Below are 22,561 nucleotides of genomic sequence, written 5' to 3'. Positions count from 1 at the left end.
CCTCGACAATCCGTTCGGCACGAGGTTGTCACCCATGTCTTAGGTACGTTCCGTTACCTATGTGTCCGGGCTGGACAGCCGGATGCCTGGCGCGCTCGGAGAGATTCGAACTCCCGACCCTCGGAATCGAAATCCGATGCTCTATCCAGCTGAGCTACGAGCGCGTTGGTAGCGTCGATTATCAGACTTGGCCTGACAGGGCCAGCAGCGACGCGTGTTCCGATGATCTGGCGTCGCTTAGAAGCAGGGATGGCGGCGGCCGTCCTGGCCGATATAGGCGGCCGAGCCCTGGTAGCATTTGTTGCGTGTCGAGCCGTCGTAATAGGCGAAGCTGCCGGGCATCAGGCCGGGGCCGTAATTGTGCATATAGCTGATCGGGTAGGGCAGGCTCCAGTAAGCGTGCCGGTAATGGTGGTGGTGGCGGTGGTGCGGATAGCCGGTGAGGTCGGCTGCGATCGCAGGCGCAATGGCCATGACGGCAAGGGCCGAAGCGGCAAGGGCGGTAGCGGCGAAAAGCTTGATCTTGGTCATTGGCGGCCTCCGGTCACGCTCGAATCGATGCTTTTGGTCGATTCCGGGTTCATTTAGCCCGGAATCCGGCGGAAAGCTGCGGGAAATCGGTCACAGCACGCCAAATTCTGCCTTTTTGGGGATGCTTAACCGATTGCCAACACAGTCCGGCCAGAGTCTTGCTGTCAGGTCCGTCCTGCCGACCCCCTCCAGGTTCCTCGGTCCGAACGTTTCATGCGCATCACGCCCCTTGCCCTGCTGCTCCTCGTCCTGGCTGCCGCGCCTGCGCGGGCGGATCTGCACATCACCCGCGACCATGGCGGCTATGTCGAGGAGTACAAGGCCAAGTACAAGAAGATCCGCGACCGCGGCGAGCGCGTCATCATCGACGGCATCTGCAACTCGGCCTGCACGCTGGTGTTCGGCATCGTGCCGATGAACAAGATCTGCGTCACCCCGAAAGCCAGCCTCGGCTTCCACCAGGCCTATTACGACAAGGCCTTCACCTTCGGCATCAAGGTCACGAGCCTCGAAGGCACCTCCGACCTGATGTCCTATTATCCCACCACGGTGAAGGACTGGATCCGCCGCAATGGCGGACTCACCACCGAGATGAAGAAGATCAAGAACGGCCCCGATCTCTGGAAGATCGTCGATCCCTGCCCGGACGAGTGGTAGGGTCTTCGGTCTCAGGTCTTCGGTCCCGGGCCTCAACTCCTTGCGCCGCTGATGACGGGTCCAAACAACTCCCACCTTGCGCCGTCGAACCTTCTCAGTTGCATCTGCTTCACCGGCGCAAAATCGGATGGGCTGGTGCTCACGGTGATGCCGGGCAGCAACATCCCGACCTTGAGGTCCTTCAGATTTGCGGCCTGCCGCATTACGTTCTCGCGCGTGAGATCGTCGCCGCACTGCTTGAGTACCTGAACCAGCGCCTTGGCGAGCGTGTAGCCATTCGCAATCATGCTGTCGGCGCGATTGCCTTCCGGGAAATCTCGCGCAAGAAACGTGTCGAACGCCTTCATTTCGGGATTGTCCTTCCACTGCGGATCCAGCGCGTCCATCATGTAGGCGACTGAAATCACACCCCGTGAGTTTTCAAGGCCCGCCGGCTGGAGAACGGCGCCGGTGGAGGCGCTGACGCTCGCGAGCATGTGCACGGGCTTCCAGCCGATTTCGGCCGCTTTCCGGATGGCCTGCGCGGCGAATTTGGGTCCGGTGATGTCGACGAAGACGTTGGCGTTGAGTGACTTCATCTTGACGATGTGGGCGTCGACGGTGGGATCGGCGACCTCATAGCTCTCCTCGATGACGATCATCGACTTCGCCATGTCGCCGAGGCCGTCCCTCAGGCCCTTGAGATAGTCCTTCCCCAGATCGTCGTTCTGATAGAGCACCGCAATCCTGGCATTCGGAATGCTCTTCAGGATGTATTTCGCGTAGATCTGGCCTTCGCTCTGGTAGCTCGGGATCCAGCCCATCGTCCACGGGAATTCGGTCGGATCATCCCATTTGGTGGCGCCGCTCGCGACGAACAGTTGCGGCACCTTCTTGCTGTTCATGTATTTGTGGATCGCGGAGTTCGTCGGTGTGCCGAGCGCGCTGAAGATCAGCAGGACCTCGTCGCTCTCGACCAGTTTGCGCGCCTGCTCGACGGTTTTGGCCGGACTGTAGCCGTCGTCATAGCTGATGAAGTTGATCTTGCGTCCGTTGACGCCGCCCTCGGCGTTGAGCCTCTTGAAATAGGCGGCTTCGGTCCTTCCGATCGTGCCCCAGGCCGATGCGGGGCCGCTGTAGGGCACGATGTTGCCGATTCTGATCTCGGTATCGGTCGCGCCGGTGTCGTATGTCTTTTGCGCAAGCGCAGAGGTTTCGAAGGCAGCGAGTAAAGCAATGGCGGTCGAAAACGCGGCCAGCCGTCGAGCGACGAAAAGCATCTCGTTTCTCCCAAATGAAATAAAGTATGTGTCGTATGGCTTCGAAGGATCTCTTCCGGGTCCCTTGTCCGGCATTGAACACCTGATGTCAGGCAATGTCGATGTGATCGGGCGTTTCCTAATGTCATCGGCGTGCCCGATGCGCGTTACGCGCCGATACGATGGGTCAATCCTGCTGACTTTGATAGCGGCCAAGCATCCCGAGCATCCAACGTTGCATCCCTGTGAACGTGCTGCCGCGATACGAGTGACGGCGTTTCAAGCCCGGCCTCTTCCGATGTTCACCCCTTGCGCGGACAGCGTCAGGTCTTCGGCCTGACCTCACCATCCGAGACCAGCAGGACCGAGGCCGTGGACTTGCCGAGCACGGCGGCGGCGACGCTGCCGAAATTCAGGCTGTCGCCCCGGATGCGGTCGACCCCGACGACGACGAGATCGGCGCCGCTTGCCGAGATCTCCTGCAGGATCGCCACCTCCGGCGCGGTATTGGCGCGCAACGTCGTGCCGACATGCACGTCATAGCGCGCGGCGTTGGCCGCCATGTCCTTCAGGATAGCTTCTTCCCGCGCCAGCGACATGCTCGCGCTGCTGCGGCGCGCGCCCCGGTCGCGCGTGGTCGAGACGTACACGACCTGGAGCGGCTCGGGGCTGAGCCGGGCCAGCGCGATCGCAACCTCGGCGCCGCGCCGCGAGACGTTGCTGCCGGACACCGGAACGAGGATTTTTCGCGCCCTGGCGGTCGGCTCCTTGCGGTGAATGCCCTTGGCGGCAACGATCGCAAGAGGGCCGTCGAAGCCTGAGGTCAGGTCGTCGATCTGCCTGTCGAAGCCGCCGTCGCCGCCGGCAACCTTGTCCATCCCGACGACGAGCAGATCGAAACCTTTCTTGGCCTCCTCGGCGATCGCCTCCTCGGCGGTCTTCTCCTGCGCCCGGCTGAGGACCTCGACCCGGCCGCCGCCGTCGGGCTCCACCTCCGCACTGGTCCTCGCCGCGCTGATGATCGCGGCCTCGTGACTCTCCGCCGATGCGCGCTTCTTCTCCTGCAGCCGGGCGCGCGCACCGACATGCAGCACGGTGATCGGAAGGCCACGACCGCCGGCGAGAAGGCCCGCGAGATGCGCCGCGAATATCGCGTTGGCGCTCTCGTCGACGGCCAGCAGCAGGCGTTCGAGATTGGCGACGAAGCCACGCTCCTCGAACTCCTCGCGCGCCAGCCGTTCCTTTTCTTCCTCGCCAAGCGGCAGCCGCGCCAGCGCCGCGCGCAGCATCGGCGGCATCGCCATCGTGGTCAGGATCGCCATGGTCACGATCATCGAGAACATGGTCTGGCTGAGCACGCCCATCGACAGTCCGATCGTCGCGATGATCACCTCGGTCGAGCCGCGCGCATTCATGCCGCTGGCGAGCGCGTAGGATTCCCGTCGGCTCAGCCCGCCGAGCGCACCGCCGACGAACGCGCCCCCGAACTTGCCGACGCTTGCGATCAGCACCAGCGCCGCGGTCAGCCGTAGCAGCGAAGGGTCCTTCAGCACGGTCAGATCGGCGCTCAGCCCGGCGAGACCGAAGAACACCGGCATGAACAGGCTCGAGATCAGCCCGCGCAGCCGCTCGTCGATCTGCCGGGTGAGGATCGGGGATTCCCCGACCAGCATGCCGGCGACGAAGGCGCCGAGTACGGTGTTGACGCCGATCAGATGCGTGATCATCGCCATCACGCTCATAAGCAGCAGGATCACGGTGATGACGGCGGCCGAGCTCACCAGAGCGTCGTTGGCCCAGCGGATCAGCCGGAACACCAGCCGCCTGCCGATCGTGAAGCTGACCGCAAGGAAGGCGAGGGTGCCGAACAGCGCCTGCGCGACGGACGCCAGGTCGAGCCTGCCGTGCGAGGCGAGGCTGAAGATCATGGCAATGATGATCCAGCCGATCGTGTCGTCGAGGATCGCGGAGGCGACGATGATCTGGCCGACGTTGCGCCGCATGAAGTTCATCTCGCGCACCACGACGGCGACGATCTTGACCGACGAGATCGACAACGCAGTGCCGAGAAAGAGCGAAGCGATCAGCCGCGCCTCGGGATGCGGCAGCAGGTCTTGCGGCAGGAATTCGCCGAGTGCAAAGCCGCAAACGAACGGCACTGCAATGCCTGCGATCGAGATCGTCACGGCGGCACGGCCGACCTTGCGCACCAGCTTGAGGTCGGTCTCCATTCCGGTCAGCAGCAACAGCAGCAGGATGCCGAATTGCGCGATGCCGTCGAGCAGTGCCTTCTGCTCGCCCGACGACGGAAAGATCACGCCTTGCGCCGAAGGCCAGAGCCAGCCGAACAGGGATGGGCCGAGCAGGAGGCCACCGAGGAGCTCACCGATGACGGAGGGCTGCCCGATGCGCTGCATCAGCTCGCCCAGGCCGCGCCCGACTGCGATCAGCAGCACGATCTGGGCGAGCAGGACGAATTCGGAAGGCTTGGCGGCGTCGCGGCCCTCTGCGTGGGCCACGGTCAGGCATGCGATCAGGGTGATCACGGCCGTCCAGATCGTCGGCTGAAGCCGCGCCCAGCGGATGACCATCGGAACTCCAATTCCCGCTTTTGCCCGCAGGCGATCGGCCCTGCGCGTTTCGTCTGTCAGATCAACGCGCAGGTTCCCGAGGCGATCCACCGGAACCGGAGAGGCCCTTGCGCATGCGGGTTTCGGCACGCGGACACCCGGGACAAGCCCGGGCACGACGAGTGTCGGAGAGATTTGACGGCGACCCTGCGCACCAACCCTGCGCGTTTGGCCGGATCAGGTCACGCCGCGCGGCGTTTGCGGGTGCGGGCTGCCTTCTTCGCCGAGCGCGATCGCGCTGCCGCGGGGCGGCTTGCGGCTGCCTTGCCGCCGAGTTTGCCGCCCTTGCGCGACGGCGCGTGATTCTCGGTCTTGCCGCGCCCCGAGCCGCTTTTCTTGCCGCCGTGCGTTTCCTTGTTGACGGTGGCCCAGGCGCGGCGCTCAGCCTCGCGCTCGCCGACGCCGCGTTGCTCGTAGCCCTCCTCGATGTGCTCGGCCTGCCGCTTCTGCTTGTCGGTATAGGCGGACTTGTCGCCTCTGGGCATTGCGATCTCCTGTCTATCCCGATCGTGACATCCGTCGGGCCACGTCATCATTGGCGGCATCATTGGCGGCGTCTTGCTGATCGACGATCTCAAACCTCGACCGGCTGAAGCGGCCCAATCCGCTCAGCTCATAGTAATCGTCTCGTTCTCCGGTCACCTCGTAGATGGCCCCCACCGAGAGGATGTCCCGCTGCAGCGTATTGTCGACACAACGGACGCGAACAATTTTGCCGGTTTCGAACATGCCGTCATTCCTGTCATTGGCCGGCGCGTCACGTGCACTCTGACGTGCCGTCACGAAATCTGTTTCGGCAGCTTCCATTCGGGCGCCGCATCGAACAGGTCTTCGCCGGAAACCTGTTTCATGTGATAGCCGGTCGGCAGCGCCTCGCCGGGTGCTTCATCCGCGATTGGTACATCGAGCACGAGGCCGCAGACCAGCGCGTGCTCCCAGGCTTCGCTTTCGGTCGGAAAGGCCTGGTCGATCTGCTTGTCACGGTCGAACAGTGCAAAGGGCATGACGGTCCTCAGCGGCGCGGCGTCGCACCTGACCAATCGAGAACGCCTGCGCAAGGCGACTGTTCCTGGAGCGTTTTCAAGCGAAGGTGATACCGGTCCGCGCGAAAAAAGCGTGTCAAAGCAAGAAGCTGAAGCGCGACGACAACCCGGCCTGTTCTCGATCGCGCCTTGGGTAGTGCGCCGGCTCTATTGCGTGGGCGCACCGCCGTGCTGCCTGGACAGTTCGAGCAGGGCAGGCCGGTATGGCGGACGAGGATCATCGTCGAGAGGAATCGCGCAATGGCCGAACTCCTGCTGGATGCGGTGAATCTCCATGACGCGTTCGTTCAACCGCTGCAGATGCTCCAGCGATGTGGCCTTCCAGTAGTGGAAGGTTTCGCGCCCGTTGGGCACGAACGCTGTGCCGAACAGCGTCGGATCAGGCACGATGGTTCGCCCGAGCAGGAGATACTTGTCGGAGCCGACGATCACGAGCGTGGCATAGTTGCGCTTGCTGCTTGCCAGGAGGCCATTGAGCGACAGTTCGCACAATTTGCTGAAATACGGCTCTTCGCGCCAGCGGTCGCGACAATCGAGGTCGACCTGGATGTTCAGTGCATCGAGGCTGAAATGCGGCACCATGCCCGAGGTCGCGGGAAACCAGTCGTCATCGAGATGGCCCTGGAGCCAGGCGCAGCTGAAGGTCCGGCACTGGCGCGGGCGCTCGCTGTAAATGTTGCATCCGCCGCCGGCCATGATGTGGCTGCATGCGGTGTTCACCGGTTTCTTGAGGTCGGTGATTTCAAGCACCTTGCAGCAGAGCGTGCATGAGCCGCACTGACGGACCGTGGGCATGACCGGGACGCCGAGCGCCCATGATCCCTGGCTTTCGCGAAACGCCAGATTCTGCTTCTCGAGCGTGCCCAACGCGCGTTCGACCTTGAGCCGGGACAGTCCTGTCGCGTCGACAATCTTCTTCGTCGTCGTTGCGCCACTCTCGATCGCGCGAACCACGACCAATGTCACTTGGTCCATTTTTCCTCTTCTTGCCGGCGTATCGGCCGTCGACGCCCGCGACAATAATCGTCACGGCGCCGTTTTCAACCTCGTCGCGGCCGGACGACGCGAAATGCAAATCATTGATTTGCCCGACGGCGCAAGCCCCGAAACGAAAAATATTTCGGTTTATCGTAACGGCAAATCAGTGTATAGAGTTCCCGTCTCACCCGCTCGAGGGGCGCTCGCGATCGTCACGAACGTTGTGGTGGGATGCGGTGGACGCTGCATGCGTGACTGACGAGAGCGCATGTAGCGGACGGCGAAATCGTGCAGGCCTGACGCCCTAGTGGCAGGTGTCTCCTCGTGAAGCGTGCGAAAGCATCTTTGCGATGGACGGTGACAAAAAAGCCCAGTCTCACCGGGGAGAGCACGTATAAGCCGTAACCCATCGCGCAGGGAAAGCCGGGTTGTTCCCGGTTACACCTGTGGTCCTACCCCCGTGCTTTCTACACTGCACGGGGCCCATGGGTGCGATCGGCACCCGGCTTTCCCTGCGCCCTCCGAGAGAAGAGGGTGAAACGAGATGCAAGACTCGGACGATTCATGTCGCGAGAATGCAGAGCTACGTCCTCACCGCAGCTGTCATCGCCCGGCTCGACCGGGCGATCCAGTACGCCGCGGCCGCTCGGCTCAAGCACAGCCGCCTCTGCAATACTGGATCAACCGCCTGCGCGGGTGATGAAACCGAACAAGGCGCGGCAAGTCCGCAGAAAATCGCGATTGCCCATCGCGCCGTCTTCAGGCAATGACAGCCCCAAATGAACAAGAGTCTCGAGGAAAGTGCCGCTCGTCTGGCGCCTGCGATCTTTGTCGTGCTGTGGAGCACGGGATTCATCGGCACCAAATACGTCATCAACAATGCCGAGCCGCTGACCTATCTGGCGATCCGGATGGCGTTCGTGGTCGTGGTGATGGCGGTCATCGCTGCGGCCGCGCGGCCGAAATGGCCCGACAGGATCGGCGTGATGCACAGCGCGGTTGCCGGCATCCTGGTGCACGGCTTCTATCTCGGCGGAACTGCGATAGCGATCGCGCATTCGATCCCCGCCGGGCTTTCGGCGCTGATCCCGGGCCTGCAACCGATCCTGACCTCGACCATCGCCAACCGCTGGCTTGGCGAGCGTGTCACGCCGCTGCAATGGGGTGGGCTGGTGCTTGGCCTCGTCGGTGTCGTGCTGATCCTGCACGATCGGCCGATGACGGGCGAGGCGGGGTGGGGCTGGCTCGCCTCCGGCGTCTCGCTGATCAGCATCACACTCGGCACGCTCTATCAGCGGCGCTACTGCAACCGGATCGACTGGCGCGCCGGCAATCTCGTGCAATACATCGCGGTGACGATCTTCTTCGGGACAGGCGCATGGCTGTTCGAGACCAACGTCGTGCACTGGACCGGCGAGTTCGTGCTGGCGCTGGCCTGGCTGGTGTTCGCGCTGTCGATCGGCTCGATTTCGCTGCTGTACTGGCTGATCCGCCACCATGCCGCGACCTCGGTCGCGAGCCTGTTCTACCTGGTGCCGGCGGTGACCGCGCTGATGGCCTATATGCTGTTCAACGAGCGACTGGACGGTGTGGCGATCGCGGGCATGGCAGCCTGTGCGGCCGCGGTGCTGCTGGTCAACCGGCGCTAATCCTTGCCGCGGATCTTCGCGTAGGCCGCAAGCGCGCGTTCGCGGCCCTGCTTGTGCTCGACGATCGGCTGCGGATAGGTCTTGCCGAGCTCGATGCCGGCGCCGGCCAGCTCGATCGGCGTCGCGGTCCAGGGCTGATGGATCAGGTCGTCGGGCAGGCGGGCCAGTTCCGGCACCCAGCGCCTGACATAGGCACCGTCGGGGTCGAACTTCTCGCCTTGCAGGATCGGATTGAACACCCGGAAATAGGGCGCGGCATCGGCACCGGAGCCCGCCACCCATTGCCAGTTGGCGGGATTGGACCCCGCGTCGGCATCGACAAGCGTATCCCAGAACCATTGCTCGCCGGCGCGCCAGTCGATCAGGAGGTGCTTGACCAGGAACGACGCGACGACCATGCGCACCCGGTTGTGCATCACGCCGGAGTGCCAGAGTTCGCGCATGCCGGCATCGACGATCGGGTAGCCGGTATGGCCGCGCTGCCAGGCCTTCAGCGCCCGGACATCGCGCTTCCAGGGAAAGGCGTCGAACTGCTGCTGCAAGTTCCGCTCGGCCATATCCGGGACGTCGAACAGGAGATGACGGCAGAATTCGCGCCAGCCGAGCTCGCTCAGGAACTTGTCGATGTCGCCGGCAAGGCGCGGGTGCTGGGCCGCGGCGAAGTGCGCGGCGTGCCAGACCTGGCGCGGGCTTATCTCGCCGAAGCGGACATGTGGCGAGAGGCGCGAGGTGCCGTCGCGGTCGGGACGGTCGCGGTCGTCGGCATAGCCGCCGATGTCGTCGAGAAACGTCTTCAACCGCGCCTGCGCTGCGGCTTCTCCCGGAGTCCAGCTCTCGCGCAGGCCGCCGGCCCAATCGGGCCGCGTCGGCTCGAGATCCCAATCGTCGAGGGATTCGCTCGGGATGCTCGCGATCGAACTGAGCTTCTTCGGAGCCGGCAATGGCCTTGGCGGATCGCCAAGCCCCAGCACGCGCCGCCAGAACGGCGTGAACACGCGCAGGCCCCGGTTCTCCTTGTTGCGGATCGCACTGGGTTCGACGAGCAGATCGCCGGAGAAGATTTGCGAAGCAATGCCGTCCCTTGCGAGGGCCGCTTCAAGATCGCCGGCAACCGCCTGATGCGGCGCCTGCGCGATGTCGTTCCAGAACACGGCCCGTGCGTTGACCTCGCGCGCCAGTCCCGCAACCACGTCGGCGGCCGCGCCCTTGCGCAGCACCAGCGTGCCGCCGATGGCGGTGAGGCTGTCGCCAAGTGCGCGCAGCGATTGCGCCAGCCACCAGCGTGCCGCGCCCCCGAGGGGGCGCGCCGCTGGCGGCTTCAGGGCACGGCTCTGCTCGTCCAGCACATAAAGGCAGACGACCCGAGCACCGCTGCTTGCGGCCTCGTGCAGCGCCGGATGATCCGACAGCCGCAGGTCATCGCGGAACCAGACGATGATGGGGGAAGTCTGCGCCATTCAGCGTTTCGTTTCGGCAAGGGTTACCCCGAACCGAATACCGTTAATGCCATCGTAAAGAAAACCAGCCATGTATCAGGTTTTTACGGGGCTTTCTTCATGACCGCAAAGTCGATTGGGAAATACCTGCCTTCGCTGCAGCTCCGGCTCGGCACCAAGGCAGTGGTAAGCGCCTTTCTCCTGATCGCGGTCAACACCGCGCTGGTGGTGGGGGCGGCCTACTGGTCGTTGTCGCTGGAATTCGCCGACCGGGCGCGGCGCGACGTCGAGGTCAACCTCCGCACGCTGGCGCTGGCGTTCGGCGAGAGCTTTGCCGATGCCAGGATCACGCTGAAGGATGGCGTCGTCGTTCGTGCCGAAGCGCCGCGGATGCCTGAGTTCAAGGACCATGCGATCGTGGATCGGGCGGTCTCCTATGTCGGCGGCAATGCGACGCTGTTCGTCTATGACGATGCGAGCGGCCAGTTCGTGCGCCGTTCCACCAACGTCAGGAAGGAGAACGGCGACCGCGCCGTCGGAACCCAGCTTGCGTCCGACCACCCCGGCCAGGCGGCGTTGCGGCGCGGCGAGGCCTACAGGGGACCAGCCAATCTGTTCGGCAAGTCGTTTATGACGGCCTATTACCCGGTGGTCGATCCGGCCGGGAAGGTGATCGGGGTGCTCTATGTCGGCATCGCGATGGAGCAGCTTGACGCCATGCTCACGGAAGCGCTGCGCAACATGGCGATCGCCGCCGGCGTCGCCGTGCTGCTGGTGTTGCTCCTGACCATGCTGCTGGTGCGTCGGGTGACGAAGCCGCTGACCTCGGTCACGGCATCCCTGACGGCGATCGCCAACGGCAACAACGACGTCGCGATCTCCTGTGACGACCGTGTCGACGAGATCGGCGAGATCGCGCGCACGGTGGCGGTGTTCAAGAGCAATTCGCTCGAGCGGCGCAGGCTGCGTGACGAGCAGAGCGCGGCCGCTGCGGCCGCAGCCGAGCAGCGCAAGGCCGAGCTCCGCAGTTTCGTCGACGAATTCCAGGCCGGTGTCGGCGGCATCATCGACCACGTGATGAACTCCTCCAGCGAGTTCGAGCGCGTCGCGCGACAGTTGACCGAGACGGCGCGGACCACGGCCGGATTGTCGCAGCAATCGGCAAGCGCCTCGGAACTCGCATCCGAGCACGTGCGCAGCGCGGCTGCGGCTTCCGATGAACTGTCGAGCTCGATCGCCGAGATCACCCGCCGCGTGCAGGAGTCCAACGGGATTACGGCCGAGGCGGTGAGGCAGGCCAATGCGACCGACGCGCGGATCACCGAACTGTCGGAGGCGGGCGCCCGGATCGGCGATGTCGTCAAGCTGATCACCTCGATCGCCGAGCAGACCAACCTGCTGGCGCTCAACGCCACCATCGAGGCGGCGCGCGCCGGCGATGCCGGCCGCGGTTTTGCGGTCGTGGCGCAGGAGGTGAAGACCCTGGCCGGCCAGACCGCGAAGGCCACCGAGGAGATTTCCAGCCAGATCGCCCAGATGCAGACGGCGACGGAGGAATCGGTGGGCGCGATCAAGGCGATCGGCGGCACCATCGAGCGGATCAGCGATATCGCGACCTCGATCTCGGCCGCGGTCGAGCAGCAGCGCGGTGCAACGGCCAACATCGCCCAGAGCGTCCGCGCTGCGGCGAGCGGAACCTCCGAGGTCGCCGCCAATGTGCGCAACGCGGCCCAGGGCGCGACCGAAACCGGCGAGGCCTCGAGCCGGATATTCGAGTCGGCCCAGGCGCTATCGAGCGAGAGCCTGCATCTGAAAGCGGAGGTCGGGAAATTCCTCGACGGCGTACGCGCAGCGTAACGTTGCGCCCCGACGGGGCGCGAAAGTCCGGCGGCGTTGTCGACCGCCGGACCGTTGATTGCGGGTCGGTGCTATTTCGGCTGCGGCACGATGCGAATGTACGGCTTCGGTGCCTTCCAGCCCTGCGGGTAGATGGTCTTGGCCTCGTCGTCGCTGACCGAGCCCGCGATGATCACGTCCTCGCCCTGCTTCCAGTCGGCGGGGGTGGCGACGCGATGCTTGGCGGTCATCTGCAGCGAGTCGATCGAGCGCAGGATCTCCTGGAAGTTCCGGCCCGTGGTCATCGGATAGACCATCACCAGCTTGATCTTCTTGTCGGGGCCGATCACGAACACGTTGCGGACCGTCTGGTTGTCGGCCGGCGTGCGGGTGAGGGGATCACCGGAGGTCGACGCCGGCAGCATCTCGTAGAGCATCGAGACGTTGAAGTCGGTGTCGCCGATCATCGGGTAGTTCGGCGCCGCGCCCTGGGTTTCCTTGATGTCATCGGACCATTTGGCGTGGCGGTCGACCGGATCGACCGACAGGCCCATGAGCTTGACCCCACGCTTGTCGAATTCGGGCTTCAGCTTGGCCAGGGCGCCGAGCTCGGTGGTGCAGACCGGGGTGAAGTCCTTGGGATGCGAGAACAGCAGGGCCCAGCTGCTTCCGATCCAGTCGTGGAACTTGATCTTTCCCTCGGTGGTCTGGGCTTCGAAGTCGGGAGCGGTCGCGCCGATCGGGAGGGGCATAATCCTACCTCATGTTGTTGAAATTGTTGAGTAATTTGCGTCTAGCGTCCGCCTCAGTATAGGAGGCGGCAAGGCGCAAGGGAACAGGGTTAAGAAAAAAGGCGAAATCATTCTCTTTGAGGAAGGAATTCCGCGCAACTTGTTTTGATCCTTGATCCTGCGACGAAATATCGGATGCGACGGTAAAAGCCTGGAAATGCCCAGATAATGCCGTTTATCACCGCCATCACGCCGGCCCGGCTGCTATACGACCGAACCATGACAGGGTTCCCATCGACTAAATAGCAACCATCTAAAAATCTCGGAACGCAAGTTCCGAATCGGTAACCACTCGTTTACGCCCGCATGGAAAAGCTGGCCTAAGATAGGAATTGAAAGTCCCCACTATGTCTACCCCAAGTACCAAGACCGCTGAGGCTCTCAGCGGTGCGTTGCAACCATCCTGCCGCAAGACCGCCGCCCATGCGCTGACCATCGTGCGCGACGGCGTCATCACCGGCGAAGGCCCGACCACAAGGGGCCGCATCCATTTCTCCCGCTCGCTCGACGCCGATGACGCCGCCTGGTGCGCGCGGATCCTGATGGCGGCCGCGGTGGCGCATCAGCCGGTCAGCCGGGCCGAGGTCGAGGCACTGTTCGAGATCAACGAGGCCGCTGCCGAGCGCAGCGATGAGGGCCGGTTCGACGATCTGCTGGCCAAGGCGGTTGCCCATCATGCGGCCTCGGAGTCCGGCCTGCCGGTTCCGCCGCGCGACGTGGCGCTGTCGCCCGATACCGATCTCGAGGACTGGGCGCCGGCGCAGGCGACCAAGATGGACAGCAAGGTGCTGGAGTGGATCGCGAGCCAGATGCGCGGCAAGCGCCGCTCGGGTCGCGCGCTGGCGGCAATGGTTGCGACGCTGGTCGGCGCCACCGCGCTGCCGCTCGCGGCGCAGCTGCCCAACGTGTTCGACATCGGGATGATGTAAGCGATCATTCTGCGGGCTGCGGGGCCGCGCTCTCGTCGCGCGCAACGTGGCCCGCTCGAACATACCGCGCGTACAGCGCGGGCAGCACGGCGAGCGTCAGCAGCGTCGCGCTGATCAGTCCGCCGATCACGACGGTGGCGAGCGGTTTCTGCACCTCGGCACCGGTGCCGGTGGCGAATGCCATCGGCACGAAGCCCAGCGAGGCCACCAGCGCGGTCATCACGACGGGCCGGAAGCGGGTGAGGGCGCCTTGCTCGATCGCTATCCGCATCGGCACGCCCCGGTCGCGCAGCTGGCGGATGGAGCTCAGCATCACGAGCCCGTTGAGCACCGCGATACCCGACAGCGCGATGAAGCCGACCGCGGCCGGGATCGAGAACGGCATGCCGCGCAGCGACAGCGCGGCGACGCCGCCGGTCAGCGCCAGAGGTACCGCGCTGAATACCAGCAGCGCGTCGCGCGCCGATCCCGTCGCGGCCAACAGCAGCAGCAAGATCATCGAAAAGCAGGCCGGCACCACGATCGCGAGCCGCTGGCGCGCCGCCGCGAGATTCTCGGACTGGCCGCCCCATGTGATCCAGCATCCCGGCGGCAGCTTCACCGATTGCGTCACCCTGGCCTGGGCGTCCTCGACCACCGAGCCGAGGTCGCGGCCGCGGACGTTGGCGGTAACCACGATGCGGCGCTTGCCGTTCTCGCGGCTGATCTGGTTCGGTCCTTCGGTGAAGGAGAACTGCGCGAGACGGTTGAGCGGCAGGCTCTGCACCGGTGCATTCGGCGCGGCCTGCGGCAGCGCGACCGGCAGATTGCTCAGCGCCTCCAGATCGGAGCGCACGCTTTCCGGCAGTCGCACCACGATGTCGAAGCTGCGATCGCCTTCATAGACGACCCCGGCGTCCTGGCCGCCGACTGCGGCACCGATGACGTCATGGACGGCTGAAACGCTGAGACCCCTGCGCGCGATCGCCGCCTTGTCGACCCTGATCTCGAGCACGGGCAGGCCGCCGGCCTGTTCGACCTTGACGTCGGTAGCTCCGCGCACGGTACGCAGCGCTGCCGCAATCTCATTGGCGGCCTTCAACATCGGCTCGAACTCGTCGCCGAACACCTTGACCGCGATGTCGCCGCGAACGCCGGCGAGCAACTCGTTGAAGCGCATCTGGATCGGTTGGGTGAACTCGTAGACATTGCCCGGCAGCCGTCCGACTGCGGCCGAAATCTCCTCGATCAGCCGCTCCTTCGTCATCGACGGATCGGGCCAGGCTTCGTGCGGCTTCAGGATGATGAAGGTGTCGGAGGCGTTCGGCGGCATCGGATCGCTCGCCACCTCCGCCGTGCCGGTCTTGGAGAAGACGAACGCGACCTGCGGAAAGCGGCTGACGGTCTTCTCGACCGACAGCTGCATCGCCTGCGACTGCGACAGCGCGGTGCTCGGGATCCGCAACGCATGCATGGCAATGTTCTTCTCGTCGAGCGAGGGAATGAACTCCTGGCCAAGGCGGGAGAATCCGAACAGCGCAGCGGCGAACAGCACGACCGCAACCGCGATCACGGGCGCCGGCGTTGCCACCGCGCGCCGCAGCAGCGGCTGGTACCAGCGCTTGAGATCCGCAACGAGGCGATTTTCCTTCTCCTGCACCCGGCCGGTGATCGCGATCGCGATCAGCGCGGGCACCAGCGTCAGGGACAGCACGAAGGCCGCGGCGAGCGCGAGGATCACGGTCAGTGCCATCGGCTCGAACATCTTGCCCTCGACGCCGGTGAAGGTGAGCAACGGCACGTAGACCAGGAGGATGATGGCCTGGCCGTAGAGGCTCGGATGCACCATTTCCACCGCGGAGGCGCGCACCGTCGCCAGCCGCTCGTCGCGTGAGAGGGCGCGACCGAGCGCCTGCTGCTTCCCGGCAAGGTGCCGCAGGCTGTTCTCGGTGATGATCACGGCGCCGTCGACGATCAGGCCGAAATCCAGCGCGCCGAGGCTCATCAGATTGGCGCTGATGCGCCCTTGCCACATGCCGATCGCCGTCATCAGCATCGCGATCGGGATCACCAGCGCCGTGATCAGCGCGGCGCGAAGGTTACCGAGCAGCGTGAACAACACCGCGATCACGAGCAATGCGCCCTCGGTGAGATTGCGTGCCACCGTGCCGATCGTCGCGTCGACGAGCTGGGTGCGGTCCAGCACGGTCTCGACCTCGACGCCTGGCGGCAGCGTCGGTGCGATGGCGCGGAGCTTTGCATCGACCGCGGCCGAAACCGTCCGGCTGTTGGCGCCGATCAGCATCAGTGCGGTGCCGACCACGATTTCGCGGCCGTTCTCGCTGGCGCTGCCGGTGCGGGTCTCGCCGCCGATCGAGACGGTTGCGATGTCGCTGATGCGGACCGGAACGCCGCCTCTGGTGGTGACGACCACCGCGCCGAGTTCCTCGATGTTCTCGAGCCGGCCGCCAGACCGCACCACAAAGCCTTCGCCGTTGCGCTCGATATAGCGTGCGCCACGGCTGACATTGTTGGCTTCGATCGCTTTCGCGACGTCGGCAAAGGTGAGGCCGAGCGCGATCAGCTTCGCGGCGTCGGGCTGCACCTGATACTGCTTGAGGAAGCCGCCGATCGAATCGACGCCGGCGACGCCTGACACCATCTTGATCTGCGGTTTGATGATCCAGTCCTGCACCGTGCGCAGATAGGCGTTCTTCTCGACCTCGCTTTGCAGGATCTGGCCGTCGGTCGTGAGGAAGCGGCCATCGGTTTGCAGCCCCGGCGCGCCGTCACCCTGTGCGAGGCGGCCGGAGAAGTGAACGGTCCACATGTAGATCTCGCCAAGGCCGGTCGAGGTCGGGCCGATCTGCGGCTCGATGCCCTGGGGCAGGCGCGCGCGCACCTCGGTCAGGCGCTCGCCGACCTGCTGGCGGGCGAAGTAGATATCGGTCGCCTCGCTGAACACGGCGGTGATCTGCGAGAAGCCGTTGCGCGACAGCGACCGCGTGCTTTCCAGCCCGGGCGCGCCCGCAAGTGCCGTCTCGATCGGGAAGGTGATCTGCTTCTCGATTTCCGCCGGCGACAGTGCCGGCGCCGCAGTGTTGATCTGGACCTGCTTGTTGGTGATGTCGGGCACCGCGTCGATCGGCAATTTCGTCAATGCGATGCCGCCGAGCAGCATCAGCACTACGGCCAGCGTCGCGACGACCCAGCGGTGCTGGATCGCAAGGACGATGATGCGCTCAATCATGGTCGTGCTCCGCGTCATCCTTCTCGAGTTCGGCCTTCAGCGTGAACGTGTTGTCGAGCGCGATGGTCTCGCCGCCGGCGAGGCCGGCCAGGATCTCGATATCGTCGTCGTCCTCGCGGCCGGTGCGCACGGACCTCGCTTCAAAGCCGTCCGCATCGCGGACGAACACGGTCGGTGCGCCCTTGATGGTTTGCAGCGCCTTCTTGGGAACGATCACGGTCGACGGCGCCCCGCCAAGCGGGACTTCCGCGGTGACGAAGGTGCCGGGTTTCCAGCGGTGATCCATGTTGGGCAGGGTCGCGATCACCCGCGCGTTACGCGTTTCGCGGTCGAGCAGGGGACTGACGAAAATGACGTTGGCGCTGGCCTCGTTCTCGGTTCCGACCGCGCGAATCCTGACCGTGACGCCTTCGTGGACGGCGCCGATGTCTTCGGGAGACACCGCGAGATCGACCCAGATGTCGTCGAGGTTGACGATGACGAACAGCTCGCTCTCCTGGCCCTCGCGGCCGATCAATCCGCCGAGATCGACACGCCGTTCGGAGACGCGGCCCGCGATCGGTGAGCGCAGGAACTGGGTACGCAGGCTCTCCGGGGGCTGGTTCGGCAGGTCGGCGATCTCGCCCTCCGACAAGCCCAGCGCAAATAGCTTCTGCCGCGCGCCGTCGAGCTTGATCTGGGCGTCGTTCGCACTCAGCCGCGTGCGCAGGAATTCGTTCTCCGAGACGGCGCGGCTCTCGACCAGGGTCATCTGTCTCGCGTAGAGCGTCTGTTGCAGGTCGTTGGTCAGCCGTGCGGCGAGGTATTCGCTCTTGGCGTCGGCCACCTCGCGGCTTTCGATGGCCGCGACGATCTCACCCTTCTCGACGCTGTCGCCGAGGCGCTTGCGCAGCTCCGTTACCGTCGCCAGCACGCGGACCGAGACGCGGCCGATGTGATCGGCGTCGGGGATCAGCGATCCCGGCGCGAGGAAGTGGCGTTTCAGCATGCCGCCGCCGGCTTGCGCGAGCGTGATGCCGGCTTCCCGAAGCTGATCCTCGCTCAGTTCGATGTGTCCGGGGGCCGGGTGTTTGGCGTCGGCCTTTGCGACACTCGGCGTTGCAGTCTGCTGTACCGTGACCGGGAATGACACCGGCCAGCCGATCCATCGGGCCACAAGCACGATCAAACCGGCGCCGGCGGCAACGCCAGCAAAAAACACAGCAATTCGTTTCATCTGCGCCTCTCCACAACGCGCGGCGAAGGCCTTGCGCTGTCGCAACATCGATATGTGCGGAAATGCGTCCGCTGCCTCGCGACAGCGCGACGCGAACGGTCATGCCGCCCGGATCAGGCGCGGGGCGGCTTGAACGGAGAGAGACGGTCGGCAGATGCAGGCAGCTGCTTGCTGACTTCACCATAGGTGTGGAGCGCATACGCGATCGGGAATGCGGTGTCCTGCGGAACCGGGTAAGCGACGTGCGTCAGGCAGTGATCGCCGTGCAGTGTCGCCGGATGGGCCGGAGCCTTGCCGCCCGTGTCGCCGATCGACTGCGCGATGGAGACGGTGGGTGCGGCATCGTCGTCGCCGTCGGATGTCCAGCCATGGAAGAACGACAACACCAGCGCCAGTGAAATCAATCCCGCGAGCAGGCCGCGCCAACGGCGCGATCCGGATTTGCGCGAGGAAGATCGACGAGCGGCGGGCGAAGCGTCCATGCGGCTTCATTAGCGCCGCGACGATGCGCATTCAAGCGCGCGGTCGCGACGACATCGCTGCGAATACTATAACGTTATACGCTCGTCGCGCCGCGCCGTGCGAGCCATCGGCGCGCGGCGATCACGGCCCAGATCGCTTCGACCAGGCCGAACGGCCATGCGCCTTGCAGGAATCCGTAGACCGAGCCGAGTGCGCATGCGGCCGAAAATGCCAGGATGAACCACGGGCTGCGATCTTCGGCCGCATAGCACACGAGCATCATGGTGACGGCGAACAATCCAAACAGCGTGAGTGCATCCATCGAACGGCGGGTCCTTCGTCCTAACCACGTTGTCATCTGACCACGGCCGGATCGGAACATCCATCTCGCGTCATGCGAGCAGTGCGGATGCCATGCAGCGAAGGCGCGATAAATCGGTTCGCTGTGCCAACGCGGAGGGGCGATGAGGCATCATCGGACCGGGCTACCGCCGTAAGCAAACGTTTAAGAGCTGCGACATAATATCACTGCGATCACTGCCTCGCGCTAACCGCCGGTTCACCATGCGGCTTTTGCCACTCAAGGATCCCGAGCGGTCCTGGCGTAACATCAAGGCACAATGGAAGAAGGACGCTGAAGGCGTCGGCGAGGAATTTGCCACCTTTGGCGGCAACGCCGTCATCGATGCGCTCACCTCCAAGGAGGGCGACAGCCAGGGCCTCTACTACCTGGCCGACGCCGCGCGCGTCCACGCGCTCTGCCAGGTCCGGCGCATGCTGATGAGCAAATATCCGACGCCGGCGCTGAGCGCCCGCTTCGTCAATGTCTCCCCGATCTATGACCTCGGCCTTGCCGCTGCCGGTGACTACGCCCAGGTGCTGGTGGCGCTGTTTTCCGGCGTGGTCTGGCTGTCGCGGGACGCACTGGCGGCGAGCCATATCCGGTTCTTCCTGAAGAGCCCGGGCGACTCGCAATTCTTTGCGGCGCTCAAGGCCGAAACGCCGTTGTCGCCGTTTTCCCGCTTCACCATCGAAGGTGCGCTGATCGAGTGCAGCCTGAAGGACGCCAAAGCAGCGGCCTCCTGACGGCATCGGGCCGGACCGATTGCGCGCCGGCCTGTGCATTGCGCTTAACCGTCCGATAACTGGTTTTCCTAACCGACCCTTGGGTTGTCTTGCCCTAGAAGGGCACCCGCAAGGGCAGGAAAATGTCAATTCGTTCAACGAACGGCAAAATGCCGGATCACCGGTGGCCGTCGCTAGACGGTGTGCTACGCGCCGCACGGATGGGAGCCATCCAGTGGCTCGTGCTCAGTGCTGCGCTGCTGGTGCTGGCGATCGCGCTCGGCACCGGCTATCTCGCCTTGCAGTATCGCGAGCGCGCACTGGAGGTGTCCGAACGCGAGCTCGACAACACGGCGCTGCTGCTGTCGCGGCATTTCGACCAGCAACTCGGTGATCTCCAGCGTGTCCACGATGATGTCGTGAACTACCTGCAGGATGGCCGGATCGAGACCGCCGATCAGTTCGAGAAGGCCATGTCGCTGCTGAGTGTGCACGAGATGCTGCGCACCCGCCTGGCGACCTTGCCGCACGTCGGTGGCCTCAATCTGTTCAATGCCAAGGGATGGCTGATCAACTCGTCCGAGATGTGGCCGGTGCCCGATGTCAACATCTTCGACCGGCGCTATTTCCAGGAGTTCACCTCCGGGCGGTCCACGTCGCAGGTGATCGTCGAGCCCGCGATGAGCAGGGTGACCGGCAACTGGACCACGATCTTCGCGCGCAAGATCACGGGGCGCAATGGCGAGATCATCGGTTTTGCCAGCCGCGGTGTCGAGCCGAGCCATTTCGAGGACTTCGTGGCGTCGCTGGCGCTGGATGGCGACACCACGATCTCGATGATTCATCGCGACGGCACCATCCTCGCCCGATATCCGCAGGATGCCGGCATCGTAGGCCGCAACATCGTCGATCAGCCGCTATTCCGGAAAGTGCTGGCGCTCGGCGGCAACACGTCGGGCCGTTTCCTCACCGCATCGGGAGAGGACAAGGTCGGTGCCGTCCGGTCGCTGTCGCACTTCCCGATCCTGATTGTTGCGACGACGAGGACGTCCAGTGCGTTGGAGGACTGGCGCGCCCAGACCAAGCTGCAGTTCTTCGCCGCGGTTCTCGCCGTGCTGATCGTCATCGTCACGATCTTCCTGATCGTGCGCCAGCTGCAGCGCCAGCACGATGCGGCGCAGCGCCGCCTGTCCGAGAAGAGCCAGCACCTCGACACCGCCATCAACAACATGACGCAGGGGCTGCTGCTGTTCGATGCCTCCGCGCGACTGGTGATCTGCAACCAGCAATACATCGACATGTTCGGCATTTCGCCCGAGGTGGCGAAGCCGGGATGCCACCTGCGCGACCTGATCCTGCACCGGCAGGCGACCGGCTCCTTCGTCGGCGATGTCGACGAGTATTGCGCGCGGTTCACCAATCGTCACGGTGACGACGTGCAGGACACCGTGATCACGACGCCCGACGGCCGCAACATCCACCTGATCTACAAGCGCTCGCCCGATGGCGGCTGGGCGACCACGCTCGAAGACGTGACCGAGGGGCGGCGCGTGCAGGCGCAGATCGAGCATCTTGCGCATTATGATGCCTTGACCAATCTGCCGAACCGCACGCTGTTCCAGCGTCATGCGGAAGAGCTGCTGCTGGCGACCGCCCAGCGCGAGTTCGCAATTCACTATATCGATGTCGACGAGTTCAAGCGGATCAACGACACGCTGGGCCATCAGATCGGCGACGAATTCCTGAGGCAGGTTGCCGAGAAGCTCCGTCAGTCGGCCGGACCGAACGACTTCATCGCGCGTCTCGGTGGCGACGAGTTCGCCATCGTCCAGCACGACATCACGTCGGACGACAACGTCGGCGACCTCGTGGCGCGGATCTATCAGGCGTTGCGCGCGCCGTTCGACTGCCATGGCCATCGCCTGTCGAGCGATGCGAGCATCGGGATCGCGGTTGCACCGCGCCACGCCTCCGATCTGTTCGGCCTGCTCAAATGCGCCGACCTTGCCATGTATGCCGCCAAGGCGGCCGGCCGCAGGACCCATCGCTTCTTCGATCCCGCAATGGAGCGGCATGCCAATCTGCGCCGCGAGCTGGAGGCGGATCTGCGGACCGCGCTCGCCGAGAACGCCTTCGAGCTGCATTACCAGCCGCTGGTCGACCTGCGCAGCGACGAGGTGACCGGCTGCGAGGCGCTGCTGCGCTGGCGGCATCCGGTGCGCGGCATGATTTCGCCGGCGGAGTTCGTGCCGGTGGCCGAGGAGACCGGCCTGATCGAGGACATCGGGCTGTGGGTTCTGCGCACCGCCTGCATCGAGGCGGCGGCCTGGCCGGCGCATGTGCGCCTCGCGGTCAACGTCTCGCCGGTCCAGTTCAAGTCGGAAACCCTGGCGCTGAAGGTCGCCGGCGCGCTCGCCGAGAGCGGGCTCGATCCGCGCCGGCTCGAGCTCGAGATCACCGAGGCGGTGCTGATTGCCGACGACGATGCAGCGCTGGTGATGCTCGGCCAGTTGCGTGCGCTCGGCGTCCACATCGCGCTCGACGATTTCGGAACGGGCTACTCGTCGCTGCAATATCTGCAACGCTTCCCGTTCGACAAGATCAAGATCGACCGCAGCTTCGTCAAGGAAGTCACCCGTAACACCAGCTCGGCCTCGATCATCCGCGCGGTGGTCTCGATCGCAGCCGACCGCAACATGATCACGACCGCCGAAGGCGTCGAGACCGACCAGCAGCGCGATACGGTACAGATGCTCGGTTGCACGCAGATGCAGGGCTATCTGTTCAGTCGGCCGGTTCCCGCGCGGGATCTGCGCACCTTGCTGGCCGCCGACGGGGTCGAGAACGCTGCCTGATCCGCCAGAGCTATTT

At 64.6% G+C, this 22,561-nt stretch carries 20 protein-coding genes and 1 tRNA gene; 7 read left to right on the top strand and 14 right to left on the bottom strand.

All coding sequences use genetic code 11. From position 1 onward, the window contains the following. Positions 1-87: 87 nt before the first annotated feature. Both JQ586_RS24105 and JQ586_RS24100 read right to left on the bottom strand, forming a co-directional pair. Positions 88-164, bottom strand: a tRNA-Arg gene (locus tag JQ586_RS24105). 73 nt (positions 165-237) lie between these two features. Further along, the gene (locus JQ586_RS24100) at positions 238-531 is read right to left on the bottom strand and encodes a hypothetical protein (RefSeq protein WP_212397098.1); all 294 of its coding nucleotides are present in this window, start codon (positions 529-531) and stop codon (positions 238-240) included. Positions 532-744: 213 nt separating this feature from the next. Between JQ586_RS24100 and JQ586_RS24095 the strand changes: the two genes are divergently transcribed. After that, on the top strand, positions 745-1,188 hold the full coding sequence (locus tag JQ586_RS24095) for a hypothetical protein (protein WP_212397097.1): 444 nt from the start codon (positions 745-747) through the stop codon (positions 1,186-1,188). 32 nt (positions 1,189-1,220) lie between these two features. Here the strand turns inward: JQ586_RS24095 and JQ586_RS24090 are convergent, their stop codons facing one another. From JQ586_RS24090 to JQ586_RS24065, 6 genes are all read right to left on the bottom strand, one after another. Further along, complete coding sequence (locus tag JQ586_RS24090) at positions 1,221-2,447, bottom strand: ABC transporter substrate-binding protein (protein WP_212397096.1); 1,227 nt, start codon at positions 2,445-2,447, stop codon at positions 1,221-1,223. A gap of 302 nt (positions 2,448-2,749) precedes the next feature. After that, entirely contained in the window at positions 2,750-5,017 is a 2,268-nt protein-coding gene (locus JQ586_RS24085) for a cation:proton antiporter (RefSeq protein WP_212397095.1), read from the bottom strand. Between the two features lie 221 nt (positions 5,018-5,238). Continuing rightward, positions 5,239-5,541: a plasmid stabilization protein gene (locus JQ586_RS24080; protein ID WP_212397094.1), complete on the bottom strand. Its 303-nt coding sequence runs from the start codon at positions 5,539-5,541 to the stop codon at positions 5,239-5,241. Positions 5,542-5,554: 13 nt separating this feature from the next. Beyond that, on the bottom strand, positions 5,555-5,863 hold the full coding sequence (locus tag JQ586_RS24075; protein WP_212397110.1) for a hypothetical protein: 309 nt from the start codon (positions 5,861-5,863) through the stop codon (positions 5,555-5,557). After that, entirely contained in the window at positions 5,836-6,060 is a 225-nt protein-coding gene (locus JQ586_RS24070; RefSeq protein WP_212397093.1) for a hypothetical protein, read from the bottom strand. Before JQ586_RS24070 ends, JQ586_RS24075 begins: the two co-directional genes overlap by 28 nt. Positions 6,061-6,246: 186 nt before the next feature. Beyond that, the gene (locus JQ586_RS24065) at positions 6,247-7,074 is read right to left on the bottom strand and encodes a YkgJ family cysteine cluster protein (protein ID WP_212397092.1); all 828 of its coding nucleotides are present in this window, start codon (positions 7,072-7,074) and stop codon (positions 6,247-6,249) included. Between the two features lie 578 nt (positions 7,075-7,652). Between JQ586_RS24065 and JQ586_RS24060 the strand changes: the two genes are divergently transcribed. Both JQ586_RS24060 and JQ586_RS24055 read left to right on the top strand, forming a co-directional pair. Continuing rightward, the gene (locus tag JQ586_RS24060; RefSeq protein ID WP_212397091.1) at positions 7,653-7,847 is read left to right on the top strand and encodes a hypothetical protein; all 195 of its coding nucleotides are present in this window, start codon (positions 7,653-7,655) and stop codon (positions 7,845-7,847) included. 9 nt (positions 7,848-7,856) lie between these two features. Next, a complete protein-coding gene (locus JQ586_RS24055; RefSeq protein ID WP_212397090.1) occupies positions 7,857-8,726 on the top strand; it encodes a DMT family transporter in 870 nt (289 codons plus the stop codon). Here JQ586_RS24055 and JQ586_RS24050 read toward each other — a convergent pair. Then, complete coding sequence (locus JQ586_RS24050; RefSeq protein ID WP_212397089.1) at positions 8,723-10,183, bottom strand: deoxyribodipyrimidine photo-lyase; 1,461 nt, start codon at positions 10,181-10,183, stop codon at positions 8,723-8,725. The two genes, JQ586_RS24055 and JQ586_RS24050, sit on opposite strands and share 4 nt — an antisense overlap. Positions 10,184-10,282: 99 nt before the next feature. Here JQ586_RS24050 and JQ586_RS24045 point away from each other — a divergent pair, with 99 nt between their 5' ends. Continuing rightward, positions 10,283-12,019: a methyl-accepting chemotaxis protein gene (locus tag JQ586_RS24045; RefSeq protein ID WP_212397088.1), complete on the top strand. Its 1,737-nt coding sequence runs from the start codon at positions 10,283-10,285 to the stop codon at positions 12,017-12,019. Positions 12,020-12,090: 71 nt separating this feature from the next. On the opposite strand, the gene JQ586_RS24040 is transcribed toward JQ586_RS24045, so the two are convergent. Then, the gene (locus JQ586_RS24040; RefSeq protein ID WP_212397087.1) at positions 12,091-12,750 is read right to left on the bottom strand and encodes a peroxiredoxin; all 660 of its coding nucleotides are present in this window, start codon (positions 12,748-12,750) and stop codon (positions 12,091-12,093) included. Positions 12,751-13,136: 386 nt separating this feature from the next. On the opposite strand from JQ586_RS24040, the gene JQ586_RS24035 reads away from it, so the two are divergent. After that, on the top strand, positions 13,137-13,718 hold the full coding sequence (locus tag JQ586_RS24035) for a hypothetical protein (RefSeq protein WP_212397086.1): 582 nt from the start codon (positions 13,137-13,139) through the stop codon (positions 13,716-13,718). Between the two features lie 4 nt (positions 13,719-13,722). On the opposite strand, the gene JQ586_RS24030 is transcribed toward JQ586_RS24035, so the two are convergent. The 4 genes from JQ586_RS24030 to JQ586_RS24015 form a co-directional block, all read right to left on the bottom strand. Further along, the gene (locus JQ586_RS24030; RefSeq protein WP_212397085.1) at positions 13,723-16,947 is read right to left on the bottom strand and encodes an efflux RND transporter permease subunit; all 3,225 of its coding nucleotides are present in this window, start codon (positions 16,945-16,947) and stop codon (positions 13,723-13,725) included. Next, positions 16,940-18,163: an efflux RND transporter periplasmic adaptor subunit gene (locus JQ586_RS24025; RefSeq protein WP_212397084.1), complete on the bottom strand. Its 1,224-nt coding sequence runs from the start codon at positions 18,161-18,163 to the stop codon at positions 16,940-16,942. Before JQ586_RS24025 ends, JQ586_RS24030 begins: the two co-directional genes overlap by 8 nt. 113 nt (positions 18,164-18,276) lie before the next feature. Further along, complete coding sequence (locus JQ586_RS24020; protein WP_212397083.1) at positions 18,277-18,645, bottom strand: hypothetical protein; 369 nt, start codon at positions 18,643-18,645, stop codon at positions 18,277-18,279. A gap of 74 nt (positions 18,646-18,719) precedes the next feature. Next, positions 18,720-18,947 (bottom strand): hypothetical protein, encoded by a 228-nt coding sequence (locus JQ586_RS24015; protein ID WP_212397082.1) that lies wholly within the window; start codon positions 18,945-18,947, stop codon positions 18,720-18,722. Between the two features lie 242 nt (positions 18,948-19,189). Between JQ586_RS24015 and JQ586_RS24010 the strand changes: the two genes are divergently transcribed. Both JQ586_RS24010 and JQ586_RS24005 read left to right on the top strand, forming a co-directional pair. Then, complete coding sequence (locus tag JQ586_RS24010; protein WP_212397081.1) at positions 19,190-19,711, top strand: hypothetical protein; 522 nt, start codon at positions 19,190-19,192, stop codon at positions 19,709-19,711. A 200-nt stretch (positions 19,712-19,911) separates the two neighbouring features. After that, entirely contained in the window at positions 19,912-22,545 is a 2,634-nt protein-coding gene (locus JQ586_RS24005) for an EAL domain-containing protein (protein ID WP_249148029.1), read from the top strand. The last annotated feature ends 16 nt before the right edge of the window (positions 22,546-22,561 follow it).

It is taken from the genome of Bradyrhizobium jicamae, assembly GCF_018130215.1.
Classification (GTDB): Bacteria; Pseudomonadota; Alphaproteobacteria; order Rhizobiales; family Xanthobacteraceae; genus Bradyrhizobium; species Bradyrhizobium jicamae_A.
Note: the sequence above shows the minus strand (reverse complement) of the source record. Positions and strands in the feature narration are given on the sequence as shown.